An 18,205-nucleotide genomic window follows, 5' to 3' on the forward strand; every position below is an offset into this window, starting at 1 on the left:
GCCCCCATTGCTTGTCTTTCATATCAGGAAGATAGGCTCGCGCCCGGCATCATCAATAGGGCAGCGGATGCTCCTTGTGCAGACGGTCGATGGCCTTCGCCAGATCCCGGGGCACGGTTGTGCCGAAACCCTCGATCAGATGCTGCAACTGCTCCATGTCCGTGGCGCCGATGATCGGGATCGTCTTGAAGGGCCGGGTCAGCTGCCAGGCAATCGCCAGATGAAGCGGGTCCCAGCCGTGATCGACGGCAAGCCGGTGATAGGCATCGGTGGCGGCGATGCCGCGCGCTGTCCTGCGCCCGCCCAGGTTGCCCAGCCCGCCATGCGCCTTGTCCACCTGCGCGCGGCTGGCCTCGGGAATGGCACCGCTGCGATACTTGCCGGTCAGCAGCCCCGCCGCCAGCGGCGAAAAGGCCAGCAGGGTCACATCTTCCTGGATCGCGGTTTCGGCCAGATCGGTGTCGTAGATCCTGTGCAGCAGCGAGTATTCGTTCTGGATCGCGGCGACGCGCGGCGCACCGGTCCGGTCGGCCATGTCGCACCAGCGCGCCAGCCCCCAGGCGGTCTCGTTCGACAGCCCGAAGGCGCGAAGCTTGCCGGCCTGCACGGCCTGTTCCACGGCCGCCAGCACATCGGCCATGTGGTCCAGCACCTCGGCCTTGCAGGCGGTCGGTGCATAGGCCCAGTTCTGCCGGAACGCCCAGGTTCCGCGCACCGGCCAGTGCAGCTGGAACAGGTCGATGCGGTCGGTCTGCAGCCTTTTCAGCGAGGCGTCGATACAGGCCGACACGGTTGCGCCGTCATAGGGCGCGCCATCGCGCACCATCTGGCTTGGCCCGGTGATCTTGGTGGCGATCTCGATCCGGTCGCGCTGGCCGGTCCGGGCCAGCCAGCGCCCGACGATCTGTTCGGTGACGCCGATGGTTTCGCGTCGCACCGGATTCACAGGATACATCTCGGCGGTGTCGAAGAACGTCATCCCGACCTCGAGCGCGCGGTCCATCTGGGCATGCGCGCCGGCTTCGTCAGTCTGACAGCCGAAGGTCATGGTCCCAAGACAGATCTCGCTGACCTCGACATCGCTGCCACCCAGCGTCACCCTTTTCATCGCGCATCCCCATCTTTGCTTGTGGTCACCGGCGACGCTAACCGGATCGACGCCGGGTGCAACCCCGCGAGGCCGCGGCGCGAACGCGGCTGTTCCCCACAGGCCCGTTCAGACCCGTTCGTAGCCTGCCGAGGCGTGAATCAGGTGCCGGGTATAGTCCTGGCGCGCCGCCCCCTGGCGCAACGCATCGACAGTCATCACCTCGACGATCCGGCCATGCTGCATCACCGCCAGGCGGTCGCACATATGCCCCACAACGGCGAGGTCGTGGCTTACCATCAGATAGGTCAGCCGGTGTTCGGCGCGCAGATCGGCCAGCAGGTTCAGGATCTCGGCCTGGACGCTGACATCCAGCGCGCTGGTCGGTTCGTCCAGAAGCAGAAGGCGCGGCTCGCCCGCCAATGCGCGCGCGATCGCGACCCGCTGGCGCTGGCCACCCGACAACTGATGGGGATAGCGGAAGCGGAAACCTCGTCCCAGCCCGACATCGTCAAGCAGCCGCTGGATACGGTTGTCGATGTCATCCATGCCCTGAAGCCGGAGGGCCTCGCTGAGGACCGCATCGACCGAGTGGCGCGGATGGAGGCTGGCATAAGGGTCCTGAAAGACCATCTGCACGGTCTTGTAGAACGCCCGGTCGCGGCGATCGCCGGTCACGGAACGCCCCGCGACCTCGATTCGCCCCGACCAGCTGTCGATCAGTCCGGCGATGGCCCGCAGGATCGTCGATTTGCCCGAACCGGATTCGCCCACCAGACCAAAGCTTTCGCCTTGCGCCACGCTGAAATCAGCCGAGCGGACCGCATCGACGCGATCGGGCGGAAAGCCGAACCAGACATCCAGGTTCTCGACCGTCAGCATCGGGGCGCCTGTCGAAGCGGGACAGTCAAGGCCGCGCGGCCTGGAGGGATGGTCGCGGCCAGAAGATGCGGCATGGATCACAAACCTCCGGGCAGATCGGTTTCAAGGCTCTCGCCGACGGGACCGCCGTCGCGCCAGCTGTCCTGCCGCGGCAGGACCGGCAGGCGGTCCACCGGCGCATCCAGCCGGGGCAGGCTGTTCAGCAGGCCTTGCGTGTAGGGGTGCCTGGCCTCGTGCAGGGTTCTGGCGGAAAGCGTCTCGACGATACGGCCAGCATACATGATCAGCACGCGGTCGCAGAACTGCGCGACCAGATTGAGGTCGTGGCTGATGAAGATCAGCCCCATTCCGCGGTCGCGAACCAGCCGGTCCAGGATGTTCAGCACCTCGGTGCGGACCGAGACGTCCAGCGCCGAGGTGGGCTCATCCGCGATCAGGATCTCGGGGTCCGGGGCCAGCATCATGGCGATCATGATCCGCTGGCCCATGCCGCCCGACATCTCGTGCGGATAGGCTGCCATCACGCGCTCGGGCTCGCGGATCTGCACCGCGGCCAGCATGTCCAGGGCCTTCTGCCTGGCCTGGCCCTTCGCGCCGCCGGCATGCAGGCGGTAGGCCTCGATGATCTGGTCGCCGATTGTCATGACGGGGTTGAGGCTGAATTTCGGGTCCTGCATCACCATGCTGATCCGGCTGCCACGGATCCTGCGCATCTTGCGCTCGGACAGGTTCAGGATCGACTGCCCCTCAAGCTCCATCCGGTCGGCGGTGACCCGGCCCGGCGGACGGACAAGGCCAAGGATCGCGCGGCCGGTCATGGATTTCCCGCTACCGGATTCGCCCACCACCCCCAGCCGCTCTCGGCCAAGGTCGAAGCCGACGCCGCGCACCGCCTGGAACTCGCCCTGACGGGTCGCAAAGGTCACGCGCAGGTTGCGGACCGACAGAAGCGGATCGGTCATGACTTGTCCCCCTTCGGGTCCAGCACGTCGCGCAGCCCGTCCCCCAGCAGGTTGAAGGCAAGCGACACGATGAATATCGCAAGGCCCGGCATCGCCGCCACCCACCAGAAATCCAGGATATAGGCCCGCCCGTCCGAGATCATCGCCCCCCATTCGGGCATCGGCGGCTGTGCCCCCAGCCCCAGAAACCCGAGGCCGGCCGCCGACAGGATGATCCCCGCCATGTCCAGCGCCACGCGCACGATCAGCGAGCTGATGCAGAGCGGCCAGATATGGCGGACCAGAAGGCGCATCGGTCCCGCGCCCTGCAACCGCGCCGCAGCGATGAAATCGGCGTTGCGGACGGTCAGTGTCTCGGCCCGCGCAAGCCGCGCATAGGGTGGCCATGCGGTCAGCGCGAGGGCCAGGACGGCATTGCCGATGCTGGGCCCCAGCGCCGCGACGAAGGCCAGCGCCAGGATCAGCTTCGGGAAGGCCAGGAAGATGTCTGTGATCCGCATCAGGACCTGATCGATCCAGCCGCCCGCGAATCCCGCCACGGTGCCGATGAACAGGCCGATGATCGGTGCGATCAGCGCCACCGTGCCGACGATGAACAGCGTGATGCGCGAGCCGTGGATCAGCCGCGACAGGATATCCCGGCCAAGCGCGTCGGTTCCCAGCCAGTGCTCGGCCGAGGGCGGCGCCAGCCTGCCCGCAAGGTTCTGGGCGAACGGGCTTTGCGGGGCGATCCAGGGCGCCAGGATCGCCATGCCGATCAGCAGGATCAGGATCACCAGCCCGAACATCGCCAGCTTGTTGGCGCGAAAGGTCAGCCAGCCCTGATACAGCGCGCCAAGCCGCGCCTGCCGCCGAGTCAGGGGCGCGTCCGAAAGAAGCCATTCGCGGCGGGTCATGCCGGTGACGCTCATTTCGACCTCGGATCCAGAACGCGATACAGCAGGTCGCTGAGCAGGTTCAGCGCGATGAAGCAGACCCCGACCACGATGGTGCCGCCCAGCACCGCGCTCATGTCGCCGGCCAGCAGCGATTTGGTGATGTACTGGCCCAGTCCCGGCCACGAGAAGATGATCTCGGTCAGGACCGACCCCTCCAGCAGCGAGCCGAAGGACAATGCGATCACGGTAACCAGCGGGATCGAGATGTTGCGGAACGCGTGCCGCCAGATCACCGCGCCTTCCGACAGGCCCTTGACGCGGGCCGTCGTGATGTATTCCGCGCCAAGCTGTTCCAGCATGAAGCTGCGGGTCATGCGGCTGATATAGGCCAGGCTGAAATAGCCCAGCAGGCTGGCCGGCAGGATGATGTGGGAAAACGCGTCCCTGAAGGCCGCCCAATCGCCCGCGATCAGCGAATCCACCAGGATCAACCCGGTCACGGAGGGCACCATGCCGTCAAAGATGATGCCCTGCCGGCCCGGTCCGCCGACCCAGCCGAGGATGCCGTAGAACACCAGCAACCCCATCAGACCCAGCCAGAAGATCGGCATGGAGTAGCCGACCAGCGCCACCACCCGGGCGACCTGGTCGATGATCCCGCCGCGCCGCGCCGCCGCGATCACCCCCAGCGGAACGCCGATGCTGACCCCGATCAGCGTGCCGAGCGTCGCCAGTTCCAGCGTCGCGGGAAAGACATGCCTGATGTCGTCGATCACCAGCTGCCCGGTCGAGATCGAGCGCCCGAAATTGCCGGTCAGCACGTCGCCGATATATCCGAAGAACTGCACCACCAGCGGCTTGTCGAGGCCCATCGCCTGATAGGCCGCCTCGTATTGCGCCTGCGACGCGCGGTCGCCCACCACCTTCAGCACCGGGTCGATCGGCATGACGCGGCCGATGATGAAGGTGACCAGCAGCAGCCCCAGAAGGGTCAGCGCCAGCGACAGCAATGTTCCCGCAATGCCGTGCAACCGCCTGCGCCGGGCGGCGCGCCTGTCGGATGCCGAGGCAGGCGCGGTCGGCGGGGGTGGGGTCGGGGGGGGCGGAGTCTGGCCCCGCCCGCCCGGATCGGCATCGGTCGCGGACAAGGCCTATTCGCCCTTGGTGACCTGATGATACATCACCGAGGTCACCGAGCCGCCTGCGTTCCAGTTCTGGACATTCTGCCGCAGCCCGGTGTTCTCGATCCGCTGGAACAGCGGGATGATCGGCGCTTCGGCCTGGTACTGTCTCTGGATGTCCTGATACATCTGCGCCCGCTTGTCGCTGTCCTGTTCCAGCGTGGCGGCGACGGTCGCCTCGTTCATCGAATCGGGGACTGCATAGGCATTGCGCCAGGCCAGAAGCCCGGTGGCCATCGCCTCGTCGCTGTTGTCGGGATTGTAGGCGAAGGTGGCGGCGTTGGTGTTGGGGTCGGAATAGTCCGGGCCCCATTCGCCCAGGAAGATCGGCACCTCGCGGGCACGATAGGCGTCAAGGACCTGCGCGCCGGTCATCTGTTCGATGTTCAACGTCAGTCCGGCCTCGGCCATGCTGGCCTGCAAGGTCTGGGCCACGTCGACATATTCGCGCAGGTCGCGGACCTTGGTGGTGATCGTGCCGCCCTCGATCCCCGCATCGCTCAGGATCTGCCTGGCCTTTTCCACGTCATAGGTCCAGGGCTGATCCTCGAGCGCGCCCAGATAGCCGGCGGGCAGGAATGCCTGATGGGTCATGAACATGCCCTTCAGGAAGCTGTCGGTGATGCCTTCATAGTTTACCAGATGCTTCATGGCCTCGATCACGGCCGGATTGGACAGCAGTTCGTCCTTCTGGTTCAGGCCCATATACAGGATGCGGCCGCGCGGCTCGTCCTGTATCCTGACGCCCTCGGTGGTGGAAAGCGACTCGACATCGGTGGGCGTCAGGTTGCGCGCGGCGTCGATATCGCCCTGTTCCAGCAGCAGGCGCTGCGCGCTGGATTCGGCCACGTTCCGAACGATGACGCGCTTCATGTCCGAGGCGCCCTGATAGTAATCCTCGTATGCGGTCAGCTGGACCGCCTCGTTGGGTCGCCACGCCGCCAGCTGGAAGGCGCCCGATCCGGCCTCGTTGGTGTTCAGCCAGGTATTGCCCAGATCGTCGCCCTCGGCATGGGCCATGACGGTTTCCTTGTCCACGACGCTGGCGATCATCGCGGTCAGGCAGTTCAGCACGAAGGACTGCGCATAGGGCTGGTCAAGACTGATCGTCAGCGTGTTGCCGTCATGGGTGATCTTTTCCTCGACATTGTCGGCGGTGAACCCGAACTGCGTCAGGATGAAGGCCGGGGTCTTGTCCAGCTTGACGGCCCGGTGCAGCGACCATGCGGCATCTTCGGCGCGGACCGGGTTGCCGGAATGGAAGGTGACGCCTTCACGCATCGTGAAGGTGATCGACATGCCATCCTCTGCCACTTTCCAGCTTTCGGCCAGCGCCGGCTTGAAGCCCGCCTCCATGTCCAGCGGGTCGAAATCGACCAGGCGGTCATAGGTGTTGCGGTTCACGTCGTTGCCCGAGAATTCGAAGGTCTGGGCCGGATCGAGGCTGATGATGTCGCTGATGTCGTTGGCGACGACCAGCGTATCGGCGGGCGTCTCGGCATAGGCAGCAGGCGCAAGCGCGAGGGCCGAGGCCAGCAGCAGCGCGCGGGAGGAGAGATGCATTTTCATGAGCTGGGTTCCCTGTCGGTTGTACGTGGCCCCCTCTGTCCGGGGGCATCATGCGACGAAGGTTGACCCAACCCCGCCCAACTGGCAAGGGCGGGCGGTCCTTCGATCAGGACATGGCCTTCGACCGGCAGCGCGGTCGACAGCCTTTCGACCATCGCCGTGTGGCCGATCACCCCGGGTCGGCGCCGCGAGCCAGCGCCGGGACCGGTGCGAAGCGCGGTTTCACCGGCCGATCGGGTCCGAAACCAGACCGCTTCAGGATCGTTCACCCCCCCCCCCCCCCCGATCCCGGAACGCGGCAGGCAGGAAAGATGCGCTCCGGGATCGGGCGGGGGGGATGATCGGGCGCGCGGTCATCCGCAGCTTTGTCGCGCGGAGGCCACGATCAGCCCCCGGAAAAGCGCCACTCTCCGTCGCCAAGCGCGGGTGCGGCGCGCTGCGTCGTCAAGACATTGCGCGAAAACCGCATCGGGCTGCGAAGGCCCGGAATGCCTTCCGGTGCGATGCGCAGGCCGCGCGCCTGAACCTGTGGCTCGGTCAACGCCTCGGCAACATCGTTGACCGGACCGGCGGGCACGCCCGCGGCCTCGAGCATGGCAATCAGGGCACCCCGCGCGTGGTGTCGCGTCAGCCCGGACAGGATGGGTATCAGCCGGTCGCGATGCGCGACGCGTGCCGGATTGGTCGCGTAGGCCGGGTCGGCCGGCAGGTCCGGCCGTTCCAGCGCCCGGCACAGTGCCGCGAATTGCCGGTCATTGCCGCACGCAATGACCAGATGTCCGTCTGAGGCCGGGAACAGCTGATAGGGAACGATGTTGGGATGTGCGTTGCCCAGGCGATGCGGGACCTGCCCGCCCAGAAGATAGTTCGTCGCCTGATTGGCCAGCACGGCGACCCCGCAATCCAGCAAGGACAGGTCCAGATGCTGACCCTGCCCCGATCGGGCCCGTTCCGCCAGCGCCGCCTGCACGGCGATCACCCCGTAAAGTCCGGTGAAGATGTCGATCCACGCGACCCCGACCTTCTGCGGCTCGCCATTCGGATCGCCTGTCAGGTCCATGATCCCCGACATGCCCTGGATCAGGAAATCGTAGCCGGGCTGCGCGGCGCGCGGCCCGTCCTGCCCGAAGCCGGTGATCGAAGCATAGACAACGCCCGGATTGCGGGCGGCCAGGCTGTCGTAGTCCAGCCCGAATTTCCGCAGGCCACCCAGCTTGAAATTCTCGATCACCACATCGGCGCTCTCGATCAGGACCCTCAGCCTGCCCAGGTCGTCCTGGTCGTTGAAGTCGCAGATGACCGAGCGTTTGCCGCGATTGGCGGCATGGAAATAGGCCGCGACCGTCTCGGTCGTGCCGTCCCGACGCGGCCGCTCGATGAAGGGCGGGCCCCAGCGCCGGGTGTCGTCGCCCTCGGGCGCCTCGACCTTGATGACCTCGGCGCCCAGATCGGCCAGCGTCTGGCCGATCCACGGGCCGGCCAGGATGCGCGCCAGCTCGACGACTCGCAGACCCTTCAGCGGCGCCTCAGCCAAAGGCCTGCAGGCCCGTCTGCGCGCGCCCCAGGATCAGCGCATGAACGTCATGCGTGCCCTCGTAGGTGTTCACCGTCTCCAGGTTCTGGGCGTGCCGCATGACGTGATATTCGATCTGGATGCCGTTGCCGCCATGCATGTCGCGCGCATGCCGCGCGATATCCAGCGCCTTGCCGCAATTGTTGCGCTTGACGATGGAAATCATCTCCGGCGCGAACTTACCCTCGTCGAACAGCCTGCCGACGCGCAGGGACGCCTGCAACCCCAGCGCAATTTCGGTCTGCATGTCGGCCAGCTTCTTCTGGTAAAGCTGCGTGGCGGCCAGCGGCTTGTTGAACTGGTGCCGGTCCAGCCCGTATTGGCGGGCGCGGAACCAGCAATCCTCGGCCGCACCCATCACGCCCCAGCTGATCCCGTAGCGGGCGCGGTTCAGACAGCCGAACGGCCCCCCCATGCCCTCGATATCGGGCAGCAACGCGTCCTCGCCGACCTCGACATCCTCCATGACGATCTCGCCGGTGATCGAGGCGCGCAGGGACAATTTTCCGCCGATCCTGGGCGCGGACAGCCCCTTCATGCCCTTTTCCAGCACGAAGCCGCGGACCTTTCCGCCATGCGCCTCGGACTTGGCCCAGACGACGAACACATCCGCGATCGGGCTGTTCGAGATCCACATCTTGGATCCGTTCAGCAGATAGCCGCCCTCGGTCTTTTTCGCGCGGGTCTTCATGCCGCCGGGATCAGAGCCTGCGTCGGGCTCGGTCAGGCCGAAGCAGCCGATCAGCTCGCCCGACGCCAGCCCGGGCAGGTATCTGCGCTTCTGATCCTCGCTGCCATAGGCCTCGATCGGGAACATCACCAGCGACGACTGGACCGAGGCCATGCTGCGATAGCCGCTGTCGATCCGCTCGATCTCGCGCGCCACGAGGCCGTAGGCGACGTATGAGGCACCGACCCCGCCATGTTCCTCGGCCACGGTCACGCCCAGCATGCCTGCCGCGCCCATCTCGCGGAATATCTCGGGGTCGGTGTGCTCGTTCAGATAGGCGTCCTGCACGCGCGGCGCCAGGCTTTCGGCCGCGAAGGCCGCGGCGCTGTCGCGGATCATCCGCTCTTCCTCGGTCAGCTGATCCTCCAAGAGGAACGGATCGGACCAGTTGAAGGGCGCACCCTTGTGGGATTTCGTGGACATCCGATTTCTCCTTCGACGGCATGTGCGTCATTCTGGTAATAACTCTTATCGCTTTGCAACCGGCCCGGAAAACGGATAATCCGCATCAGTTCATGCAGGGAATGAATGACCCCATGCGGCAAAGACGGTTCCTGCCCAATCTGAGCCTGCTGCTGGCCTTCGACGCGGTGATGCGCAGCGGGTCGGTGACCGCCGCGGCCCAGGATCTTTCGCTGACCCAGAGCACGGTCAGCCGGCTGATCCAGTCGCTGGAAGCGCAACTGGGACTGCCGCTGTTTCTGCGCCAGCGCAAGCGCCTCGTCCCGACCGACGCGGCGCAGAGATATTTCCGCGAGATATCGGGCGCGCTCGACATCGTGCAGCGCGCCAGCATGTCGCTGATCGCCAATCCCGACGGGGGCACCCTGTCGCTGGCGGTGCTGCCGACCTTCGGCACCCGTTGGCTGGCGCCACGCCTGCCAGCGTTTCTGTCCGCGAATCCGGGTATTTCGGTCAACCTGGCCACAAGATTTGCACGCTTCAACTTCGAGTCAGAGCCGTTCGACGCGATGATCTGCTTTGGTCAGGACGACTGGCCGGACGCCCATCACCGGAAGCTGTTCGACGAAAAGCTGACGGCGTGCGCGTCGCCGGGGTTCCTGCGCGCGCATCCGGTCGCAGCGCCCGAGGACCTGCATGACAGCGTGCTGTTGCAGCTTGAGACGCGACCGGCGGCGTGGCCGGCCTGGTTTGCGGGTCAGGGCAGCGTGCCGCCGGCGGTGCTGGACGGGATGCTGATGGATCAGTTCTCGATGATGATCCAGGCGGCGATTTCCGGGCTGGGGGTGGCCCTGCTGCCGGACTACCTGGCCCGCATCGAGATCGCCGAAGGCCGGTTGCAGCCGATCCTGCGCCAGGCCGTTCCCGGTCCCGGCGCCTATTGGCTGGTCTGGCCGCGCACGAAAGACGGGCTTGGCACATTGCGGGCGTTCCGAGCCTGGCTGACCGACTGTCTGGCCAGGCAGACGCCCTGACCCGCCACCCGGCTGGACGCGCCCGCCCGCTGGCCGCTGGTCGCCGCCGAAGGGTCAGCGGCGTCCGCCGGCAAGCCTCCTTGCCTCGGGCAGGGCGCGCAGCCGCAGCATGGCGGCCGCGCCCACAAGCGGCCCCGGCACAAGCACCACGAACGCCCATTGCCAGCCGCCCAGCAGCGCCGCGACGCGCGGCATCAGCCAGATGGCCAGCACGGTCAGCGCGAAGCCGATGCTGAGTTGCAGGGTCAGCGCCGTCCCGACAAGGCGGCGGTCCGCAAGTTCGGTGACGGCGGCCGAGAACTGGGCGCTGTCACCGATGATCGAGATTCCCCAGATCACCGCGACCAGCATCAGAACCCACGCCGGTCCGGCGAAGGCAAGGCCGATCAGCGCCGCGCAGCAGCCCGACACCGCCATCATGCCGGCGGTGGTCAGGCAGCGTCCGATCCGGTCGCTCAGCACTCCGCCAAGGACGCAGCCAAAGACGCCCGAACCGACCACGACAAAGGCAAAGACCGAGGGCGAACCGAACGGCGCGACACCGCCCTGCCGGGCAGCGGTGGCGAAGGCCAGGAACCACGCCCACATCGCATAAAGCTCCCACATATGGCCGAAATAGCCCAGATTCGCCAGAAACACGGGGCGATTGCGCAGCACCGCCAGCGCTTGCCGGGGGTCGAACGTGGCGCGGCCGAAGCCATGCGGCCCCTCGCGCACAAGCAGCCCGAAGATCAGCGCCGAAACGATCGCGGCCAGCGTCGAGGCCATCACCACGACCCGCCAATCGACCCCGCCGCCAAGGGCGCGGAACAGATGCGGCATGGACGACCCAAGCGTCAGCCCCGCGATCAGAAAGCCCATCGCCAGCCCGCGCCCGCGCAGGAACCACGTCGCCATCAGCTTCATCGCCGGCGGATAAAGCCCGGCCAGCGCGACGCCTGTGACAAGCCGAGCGGCGATCGCGATGCCGAAACCCGGTTGCAGCAGCAACACCGCATTGGCCGCCGCCGCCAGCAGTGCGGCCAGCGTGATCAACCGTGTCATCCGCACGATGTCGGGCAGGTTCACCAGCGACGACGCCAGCGCGCCCAGCACGAAGCCGATCTGCACGGCATTGGTCAGCCAGCCCGCCTGGGATGCGGTCAGCGACCAGTCCGCGATCAGCGCCGGCATGATCGCCGTGGCAGAGAACCAGCAGGTCATCGCCCCGACCACGCCAGCGCAGATCAGCGTCAACGCCGTCCAGCGACCTTCGGCCCCGGTGCTCAGGTCTCGGCCTGCTGATTGTCGCGTGGCGGCCGGCCGATGATGTCCCGCAGGGCCTCGAGTTCGATGAAATTGTCTGCCTGACGACGCAGGTCATCGGCGATCATCGGGGGGTGTGACCGGATGGTCGAGACGACCGATACCCGCACGCCCTGTCGTTGCAGCGCCTCGACCAGCGGCCGGAAATCGCCATCTCCCGAGAACAGCACCGCATGGTCCAGCCGGCTGGCAAGTTGCATGGCATCGACGGCCAGCTCGATGTCCATGTTCCCCTTGACCTTCCGGCGCCCGATCGAGTCGGTGTACTCCTTGGCCGCCTTCGTGACCACGCAGTAGCCATTGTAGTGCAGCCAGTCGATCAGCGGGCGGATCGGCGAATATTCCTCGCCATCCAGCAGCGCAGTGTAATAATAGGCGCGCGTCAGCTTGCCGCGGCGGTCAAATTCCTGCCGCAGCAGCTTGTAGTCGATCTCGAAGCCAAGAGATTTCGCCGCAGCGTAAAGATTGGCGCCATCGATGAACAACGCCAGCCGATCATCCTTGTAAAACATCAGCAATGCCTTCAATCAGACTTCTTGTTTCAGTCGTGGTGCAAGAGCCGGGGCAAGCACCCGGCCAGAACCGCCCAATCACGGAAGCAATGTAGGACGGCAAAGCAGGCATGGATAAGTTGTCTTTCGGTATTGTCGCCTTGGGTGCCAACCTGCCATCCGCAGACCGGACTGCGCAGCAAGCGCTTCGGTCCGCGATGCACATACTGCACGCTGAACCGGATATTTCAATATGCGCGGTCAGCCGGGTGTGGCAAACACCTGCCCACCCCGCAGGCAGCGGTCCGGACTACGCCAACGCGGTGGTGACGCTGCAAACCTCGCTTGACGCGGCGCAGCTGCTGCAGCGCCTGCATGCGATCGAGGCCGGGTTCGGGCGCGACCGTCGCACCGGGCGGTGGTCCGCGCGGGTGCTGGACCTGGATCTGATCGCGCTGGACGAGTTGGTCCTGCCCGACGCTGCGACCCAGCGCGCATGGGTCGCGATGTCGCCGGAATACCAGCAGGTCCAGACCCCGGCAGAGCTGATCCTGCCCCATCCCCGAATGCAGGATCGCGGCTTCGTGCTGGCACCGCTGGCCGAGATCGCGCCCGGCTGGCGTCATCCTGCAAGCGGGCAGACGGCAGCCGCGCTGCTGGCGGCGCTGGAGCCAGGGAAACTGGTCGGGATGGTGCCCCTGTCCGCGCGCGATTCCGGGGGTTTTCCTTGACATTCGCGCGCCGGGCCATCAGATGTCCGGTTTCGCCCCGGATATCCGATTCGCAACTGCACAGGTGAGATATGGCCCGCGTAACGGTTGAAGACTGCGTCGACAAGGTTCCCAACCGGTTTGATCTGGTTCTGCTGGCCTCGCATCGCGCACGCGAGATCGCGGCGGGCAGCGCTCCGACCGTTGACCGCGACAACGACAAGAACCCGGTCGTCGCCCTGCGCGAGATCGCCGACGAAACACAGCCCGTGGACGATCTGCGCGAACGCATGATCGAATCCACCCAGACCCAGATCGAGGTCGACGAGCCCGAAGAGGACGCCATGGCGCTGCTTCTGGGTGCCGAGGTTGACCGACCCAAGCCCGCCGACGAGGAATCGGAAGAGCGGATGCTGCGCATGATGCTGGAAGCAAACCAGCGCGGCTGATGGAATAACGGGGTCTTCGGCAGATCATGATCGACGTCGAAGACCTCATCGCGCTGGTCCGGAACTACAACCCCCGCAGCGACACACGGCTGATCCGCGACGCCTATGAATATGGCATGCGCATGCATGAGGGTCAGTTCCGCCATTCCGGCGAGCCCTATTTCACCCATCCGATCGCAGTCGCCGCCATCCTGACCGAGATGCGGCTGGACGACGCGACGATTGCCACCGCGCTGCTGCACGACACCGTCGAGGACACCCGCTCGACCAAGGAAGAGATCGGCCAGCTTTTCAGCCCCGAGATCGCGGACCTGGTCGATGGCGTCACGAAGCTGACAAATCTTCAGCTGTCCTCGACGCAGTCCAAGCAGGCCGAGAACTTCCGCAAGCTGTTCATGGCCATGTCGCGCGACCTTCGCGTGATCCTGGTCAAGCTGGCCGACCGTCTGCACAACATGCGCACGATCCGGTCGATGCGCCCCGACAAGCAGACGCAGAAGGCGCGCGAGACGATGGATATCTATGCGCCCCTGGCCGGTCGCATGGGCATGCAATGGATGCGCGAAGAGCTTGAGGACCTGGCCTTCAAGGTCATCAACCCCGAGGCGCGCAACTCGATCATCCGCCGTTTCGTCAGCCTGCAAAAGGAATCCGGCGACGTCATCGGCCAGATCACCGCCGATATCCGCACCGAGCTGGAACGCGAGAATATCGACGCCGACGTGTTCGGCCGCGCCAAGAAACCTTTTTCCGTCTGGCGGAAAATGCAGGAGAAGCAGCTTGCCTTCTCTCGGCTTTCGGACATCTATGGTTTCCGGATCATCACCCGGACCGAGGCCGACTGCTATCGCGCGCTTGGCGTCATCCACCACCGTTGGCGCGCGGTGCCGGGCCGGTTCAAGGATTACATCAGCCAGCCAAAGTCGAACGGCTACCGTTCGATCCATACCACCGTGTCCGGGCGCGACGGCAAGCTGGTCGAGGTGCAGATCCGCACCCGCCAGATGCACGAGGTTGCCGAGGCCGGCGTCGCGGCGCATTGGGCCTATCGCGACGGTGTGAGGGCCAGGAACCCGTTCGCCGTTGATCCCGCACAGTGGATCGAGACGCTGACCGACCGCTTCGAAGGCGAGGATCACGACGAGTTTCTCGAGCATGTGAAGCTTGAGATGTATCACGATCAGGTCTTCTGCTTCACGCCCAAGGGCGACGTGATTCAGCTGCCGAAAGGGGCCACCCCGATCGATTTTGCCTATGCGATCCATACGCGGCTGGGAAATTCCTGCGTCGGCGCCAAGGTCGACGGGATCCGCGTTCCGCTGTGGACGCGGCTGAAGAACGGCCAGTCCGTCGACATCATCGCCGCCTCGGGCCAGCGCCCGCAGGCGACCTGGCTGGACATCGTGGTTACGGGGCGCGCCAAGGCCGCGATCCGGCGCAGCCTGCGGGAGGAGGATCGCGACCGTTTCGTCCGGCTGGGGCGCGAACTGGTGCGTGTCAGTTTTGAACATGTCGGACGCAAGCCGACAGACAAGGCGCTGCGGACCGCCGCGCGGCAGATGGGGCTTGCCGGAGGCGACGAGCTGCTGGCCCGGATCGGCAGCGCCGAGAACTCGGCCAAGGAAGTGCTGGAGGTTCTGTATCCCGAACTCGCCAATGCCCCGCAGGACGAGATCGACGGCCAACGCCCCTTTGCCGGTCTGGAGGCGGATGCCAATTTTCAGCGCGCACCGTGCTGCAGCCCCCTGCCCGGAGAGCGGATCGTGGGAATCACCTATCGCGGGCGGGGCGTGGTGATCCACGCCATCGACTGCCCGGTTCTGGCCGAGTTCGAGGACAATCCCGATCGCTGGGTGGACCTGCAATGGCGCGACGGGCGCCACCCGGCCGCTTATTCGACACTTCTGAACCTGACCATTCGACACGATGCAGGTGTGCTGGGACGCATCTGCAGCTTGATCGGGGCGCAAGGGGCGAATATCTCGAACCTCGAGTTCATCGACCGAAAGCCGGATTTCTACCGGATCGAGGTCGAGGTCGAGTTGCGCGACCACGAGCATCTGCATAACCTGCTGACCGCACTGGAGGCGGAAAGCGATGTGGCGCAGGTGGCCCGGATCCGCGACCCGGCGCTGAAACCGTAAGACGCGGCAGGGTCCGCGAAGCACCGGATGGTATTTCTTGTTCAAGCGCCGAATACCTCGAAGCTATGGCCAGATGGCCAGCGACATGATCTATCCGCGGGGCGGCTGGCGCCGTGCGGGAACCTATGTCCTGCATCGATTGCGCCGCCTGCCCGATCGGCCGCACCGGATCGGCCGGGGCATTGCCGCGGGGGTGTTCGTATCGTTCACGCCGCTGTTCGGATTTCACTTCGTCTCGGCGGCGGGGCTGGCCTGGCTGATCGGCGGGAACGTCCTTGCCGCGCTGCTGGCGACCTTCGTGGGCAACCCGATCACATTTCCCTTCATCGCCGTCGCCTCGGTCAGCCTGGGCCGGCAGATGCTGGGCTATCGCGGCGAACTGGGCCCCCAGCAGATCTTCGGCGAATTCGCCCGCGCAAGTGCCGAACTTTGGCACAATATCCGCTCGGTCCTTGGCCCCGAAAGCGCCCATTGGGGACATCTGCTGGAGTTCTTCCAGCAGATCTACTGGCCCTATCTGGTCGGCGGCGCGATCATCGGCCTGCTGGTCAGCATCGCCTCGCACTACGTGACCGTTCCGGTCATCCGCGCCTATCACCGCAGGCGGGAAAAGAAGATGGCCGAGCGGATCGCGCGGGTGCAGTCGCGGGGCACGATCGTGACGACGGCACCGCCGGTGGTCGCCAACCAGACGGAAGCCCCCACCGGCGCCGCGCGCCCGGATGACTAGGCACCGAACCGTCTAGTAGCCCTTTTGGCGATCCACCAGGTGACGGACGGGACGCCCCGCCATCGCACGGCGCAGGTTGTCGGCAACCACCGGGGCGGCCGTTTCGGGGCGGGTATCGGCGGCGATATGGGGTGTGACGGTCACAGCCGGATGCGTCCAGAACGGATGGGTCGGCGGCAGCGGCTCGGTCCGGAAGACGTCGAGGACGGCATGCGCCAGCCGGCCCGCGTCCAGCGCGGCCAGCAACGCCTCATCGTCGATCAGCGTGCCCCGGCCGGGATTGACGAGCCACGCCCCGCGCGGCAAACGGGCCAGCCGGCTGGCATCCAGCAATCCGCGCGTCTGCGGCGTGTCGGGCAACAATGTGACCAGGATCGCGGCCCGCTCCAGCGCCTCGTCCAGCGCATCGCCGGCCAGCATCTCGACGCCCTCGACCGGCTTTCCCGAGGCGCTGTAACCGGTCAGGCGAAAACCGATCGGGGCCAGCATGGCCGCCACGGCGCGGCCCAGTTCACCCATGCCAAGGATCACCACGTCGCGCTCGGACGCCAGGGGCGGAATCTGCCCGTTGCGCCACGTCCCGTCCTGAACATAGCGGTCCATGCCCAGATGCGCCCGCATCACCCAGCCGGTGCAGTATTCGGCCATGCCCTGCGCCAGGCCCGGATCGACCATCCGCGCCAGCGGCTGGCTCAGCGTCGGATTGGTCACGATCCGCTCGACGCCCGCCCACAGGCTTTGCACAAGGCGGGCGTTCGCATAGGGCGACAGGTCCTCGATCTCGCCACCCGGCGCATAGATGATCGCGTCGATCGCAGACGGGTCGCCGCCGCGCTGCAACACCATCTCGGGGCAGGCTGCGCGCAGGGCCGGCGCCCATTCGGACCACATCGCATCGGGGGCAGAGAACAGCACCCGCATCCGATCAGCGCGGCCGGTGGACATGCGCGGACTGGACCATGCCGAACCCCATCAGCAGGATCATCATTGCGGTGCCGCCGTAGCTGACAAGCGGCAGCGGCGAACCCACGACCGGCAGAAGCCCCATCACCATCCCCATGTTGATCGCGAAATAGACGAAGAACGTGCCGCTGATCCCGATCGTCAGAAGCGAGCCGAAGCGGTCGCGGTTGCTCAGTGCGGAAAAAACGCAGAAGCCGATGATCAGCGTGTAGAGCATCAGCAGCGAAAAAGCGCCGACAAAGCCGAACTCCTCGGCCAGCACGGTAAAGATGAAATCGGTCTGTTTCTCGGGCAGAAAGTTCAGCCGCGACTGGGTCCCCTGCATGAAACCGCGGCCCGACCAGCCCCCCGACCCCAGTGCGATCTGTGCCTGGGTGATGTTGTAGCCCGCCCCAAGCGGATCCACCGATGGGTCAAGGAAGGTGTCGATGCGCCGGAACTGGTAATCCTCCAGCAACTGCCAGTCGGTGCCACGGCTTTTCAGCACGGCATAGACCAGCCCGACCGCCGAACCGACCACCGCGGCGAAATACCACAGCGAGACCCCGGCCGCGAACATCACGATACCGCCCCCAGCCATCAGCATGATCGAGGTCCCCAGGTCGGGCTGTTTCAGGACCATCGCGGTCGGCAGCAGGATCAGAGCGACCGGGATCAGCACCCAGAGCGGGCGGGACACGCGGCGCAGCGGCAGCAGGTCGTAATAGGCGGCAAGGACCAGCACCAGGGCGATCTTCATCAGCTCCGAGGGCTGCAGGCGCAAGGGCCCGAACTCAAGCCAGCGCTGCGCGCCCATGCCGATATCGCCGACCAGTTCCACCGCCACCAGCAGCAGCAGGCACGCGACGTAGGACAACACCGACACCCCGCGCCAGAACCACATCGGCACGAAGGCCAGCGCGAACATCGCCACCATGCCGACGGCGAAACGGTACATCTGCGGCTCGGCCCAGACATCGGCGCGGCCGCCGCCAACCGAATACAGCATCAGGAAGCCGACGCAGGCCACGGCTGACAGCAGCAGCACGAGCGGCCAGTTGATATACAGGATCTTGCGCAGACCGGTCGGTGTCTGGGCGACCTGATAATCCAGATACGACATGCGCCGCCCTTTC

The 18,205-nt window shown here is 65.9% G+C and carries 17 protein-coding genes; 5 read left to right on the forward strand and 12 right to left on the reverse strand.

Annotation, left to right across the window (positions count from 1 at the left end):
* Positions 1 to 52: 52 nt before the first annotated feature.
* The 8 genes from L1965_RS08510 to L1965_RS08545 form a co-directional block, all read right to left on the reverse strand.
* Entirely contained in the window at positions 53 to 1,108 is a 1,056-nt protein-coding gene (locus L1965_RS08510) for an aldo/keto reductase (protein WP_235755982.1), read from the reverse strand.
* 108 nt (positions 1,109 to 1,216) lie between these two features.
* Positions 1,217 to 1,969, reverse strand: a complete 753-nt coding sequence (locus tag L1965_RS08515) for an ABC transporter ATP-binding protein (RefSeq protein WP_235755983.1) — start codon at positions 1,967 to 1,969, stop codon at positions 1,217 to 1,219.
* Positions 1,970 to 2,046: 77 nt separating this feature from the next.
* Complete coding sequence (locus L1965_RS08520) at positions 2,047 to 2,931, reverse strand: ABC transporter ATP-binding protein (protein ID WP_235755984.1); 885 nt, start codon at positions 2,929 to 2,931, stop codon at positions 2,047 to 2,049.
* Positions 2,928 to 3,842 (reverse strand): nickel transporter permease, encoded by a 915-nt coding sequence (nikC, locus tag L1965_RS08525; RefSeq protein ID WP_235755985.1) that lies wholly within the window; start codon positions 3,840 to 3,842, stop codon positions 2,928 to 2,930. Before nikC ends, L1965_RS08520 begins: the two co-directional genes overlap by 4 nt.
* Complete coding sequence (locus L1965_RS08530) at positions 3,839 to 4,831, reverse strand: ABC transporter permease (protein WP_235756142.1); 993 nt, start codon at positions 4,829 to 4,831, stop codon at positions 3,839 to 3,841. The genes nikC and L1965_RS08530 overlap by 4 nt, the downstream gene beginning before the upstream one ends.
* 129 nt (positions 4,832 to 4,960) lie before the next feature.
* Positions 4,961 to 6,559 (reverse strand): ABC transporter substrate-binding protein, encoded by a 1,599-nt coding sequence (locus L1965_RS08535; RefSeq protein ID WP_235755986.1) that lies wholly within the window; start codon positions 6,557 to 6,559, stop codon positions 4,961 to 4,963.
* A 385-nt stretch (positions 6,560 to 6,944) separates the two neighbouring features.
* The gene (locus tag L1965_RS08540; RefSeq protein WP_235755987.1) at positions 6,945 to 8,093 is read right to left on the reverse strand and encodes a CaiB/BaiF CoA transferase family protein; all 1,149 of its coding nucleotides are present in this window, start codon (positions 8,091 to 8,093) and stop codon (positions 6,945 to 6,947) included.
* Positions 8,086 to 9,285 (reverse strand): acyl-CoA dehydrogenase, encoded by a 1,200-nt coding sequence (locus tag L1965_RS08545; protein ID WP_235755988.1) that lies wholly within the window; start codon positions 9,283 to 9,285, stop codon positions 8,086 to 8,088. The genes L1965_RS08540 and L1965_RS08545 overlap by 8 nt, the downstream gene beginning before the upstream one ends.
* Positions 9,286 to 9,398: 113 nt before the next feature.
* On the opposite strand from L1965_RS08545, the gene L1965_RS08550 reads away from it, so the two are divergent.
* A complete protein-coding gene (locus L1965_RS08550) occupies positions 9,399 to 10,298 on the forward strand; it encodes a LysR family transcriptional regulator (protein ID WP_235755989.1) in 900 nt (299 codons plus the stop codon).
* A gap of 54 nt (positions 10,299 to 10,352) precedes the next feature.
* Here the strand turns inward: L1965_RS08550 and L1965_RS08555 are convergent, their stop codons facing one another.
* On the reverse strand, positions 10,353 to 11,534 hold the full coding sequence (locus tag L1965_RS08555) for an MFS transporter (protein WP_277882951.1): 1,182 nt from the start codon (positions 11,532 to 11,534) through the stop codon (positions 10,353 to 10,355).
* A 29-nt stretch (positions 11,535 to 11,563) separates the two neighbouring features.
* A complete protein-coding gene (locus L1965_RS08560) occupies positions 11,564 to 12,115 on the reverse strand; it encodes a LabA-like NYN domain-containing protein (protein ID WP_235755990.1) in 552 nt (183 codons plus the stop codon).
* Between the two features lie 110 nt (positions 12,116 to 12,225).
* Between L1965_RS08560 and folK the strand changes: the two genes are divergently transcribed.
* From folK to L1965_RS08580, 4 genes are all read left to right on the forward strand, one after another.
* Entirely contained in the window at positions 12,226 to 12,825 is a 600-nt protein-coding gene (folK, locus tag L1965_RS08565; protein WP_235755991.1) for a 2-amino-4-hydroxy-6-hydroxymethyldihydropteridine diphosphokinase, read from the forward strand.
* 71 nt (positions 12,826 to 12,896) lie between these two features.
* Positions 12,897 to 13,253, forward strand: a complete 357-nt coding sequence (gene rpoZ, locus L1965_RS08570) for a DNA-directed RNA polymerase subunit omega (protein WP_235755992.1) — start codon at positions 12,897 to 12,899, stop codon at positions 13,251 to 13,253.
* Positions 13,254 to 13,279: 26 nt separating this feature from the next.
* Entirely contained in the window at positions 13,280 to 15,397 is a 2,118-nt protein-coding gene (locus tag L1965_RS08575) for a RelA/SpoT family protein (RefSeq protein ID WP_235755993.1), read from the forward strand.
* 73 nt (positions 15,398 to 15,470) lie between these two features.
* The gene (locus tag L1965_RS08580) at positions 15,471 to 16,127 is read left to right on the forward strand and encodes a DUF2062 domain-containing protein (protein WP_235755994.1); all 657 of its coding nucleotides are present in this window, start codon (positions 15,471 to 15,473) and stop codon (positions 16,125 to 16,127) included.
* A 12-nt stretch (positions 16,128 to 16,139) separates the two neighbouring features.
* Here L1965_RS08580 and L1965_RS08585 read toward each other — a convergent pair whose 3' ends face one another.
* A complete protein-coding gene (locus L1965_RS08585; protein WP_235755995.1) occupies positions 16,140 to 17,072 on the reverse strand; it encodes a 2-hydroxyacid dehydrogenase in 933 nt (310 codons plus the stop codon).
* Positions 17,053 to 18,192: a rod shape-determining protein RodA gene (gene rodA, locus L1965_RS08590; protein WP_235755996.1), complete on the reverse strand. Its 1,140-nt coding sequence runs from the start codon at positions 18,190 to 18,192 to the stop codon at positions 17,053 to 17,055. The genes L1965_RS08585 and rodA overlap by 20 nt, the downstream gene beginning before the upstream one ends.
* Between the last annotated feature and the right edge of the window lie 13 nt (positions 18,193 to 18,205).

Origin of the sequence: Paracoccus salsus, assembly GCF_021556615.1 — a bacterium.
Classification (GTDB): domain Bacteria; phylum Pseudomonadota; class Alphaproteobacteria; order Rhodobacterales; family Rhodobacteraceae; genus Paracoccus; species Paracoccus salsus.

Bases quoted from the DNA above. Each gene is read 5' to 3' on its own strand.
- folK (WP_235755991.1), top strand. From the start codon at position 12,226: ATGGATAAGTTGTCTTTCGGTATTGTCGCCTTGGGTGCCAACCTGCCA.
- nikC (WP_235755985.1), bottom strand. From the start codon at position 3,842: ATGAGCGTCACCGGCATGACCCGCCGCGAATGGCTTCTTTCGGACGCG.
- L1965_RS08550 (WP_235755989.1), top strand. From the start codon at position 9,399: ATGCGGCAAAGACGGTTCCTGCCCAATCTGAGCCTGCTGCTGGCCTTC.
- L1965_RS08520 (WP_235755984.1), bottom strand. From the start codon at position 2,931: ATGACCGATCCGCTTCTGTCGGTCCGCAACCTGCGCGTGACCTTTGCG.
- L1965_RS08560 (WP_235755990.1), bottom strand. From the start codon at position 12,115: ATGTTTTACAAGGATGATCGGCTGGCGTTGTTCATCGATGGCGCCAAT.
- L1965_RS08585 (WP_235755995.1), bottom strand. From the start codon at position 17,072: ATGTCCACCGGCCGCGCTGATCGGATGCGGGTGCTGTTCTCTGCCCCC.
- L1965_RS08510 (WP_235755982.1), bottom strand. From the start codon at position 1,108: ATGAAAAGGGTGACGCTGGGTGGCAGCGATGTCGAGGTCAGCGAGATC.
- L1965_RS08545 (WP_235755988.1), bottom strand. From the start codon at position 9,285: ATGTCCACGAAATCCCACAAGGGTGCGCCCTTCAACTGGTCCGATCCG.
- L1965_RS08515 (WP_235755983.1), bottom strand. From the start codon at position 1,969: ATGCTGACGGTCGAGAACCTGGATGTCTGGTTCGGCTTTCCGCCCGAT.
- rodA (WP_235755996.1), bottom strand. From the start codon at position 18,192: ATGTCGTATCTGGATTATCAGGTCGCCCAGACACCGACCGGTCTGCGC.
- L1965_RS08535 (WP_235755986.1), bottom strand. From the start codon at position 6,559: ATGAAAATGCATCTCTCCTCCCGCGCGCTGCTGCTGGCCTCGGCCCTC.
- L1965_RS08580 (WP_235755994.1), top strand. From the start codon at position 15,471: ATGGCCAGCGACATGATCTATCCGCGGGGCGGCTGGCGCCGTGCGGGA.
- L1965_RS08575 (WP_235755993.1), top strand. From the start codon at position 13,280: ATGATCGACGTCGAAGACCTCATCGCGCTGGTCCGGAACTACAACCCC.
- rpoZ (WP_235755992.1), top strand. From the start codon at position 12,897: ATGGCCCGCGTAACGGTTGAAGACTGCGTCGACAAGGTTCCCAACCGG.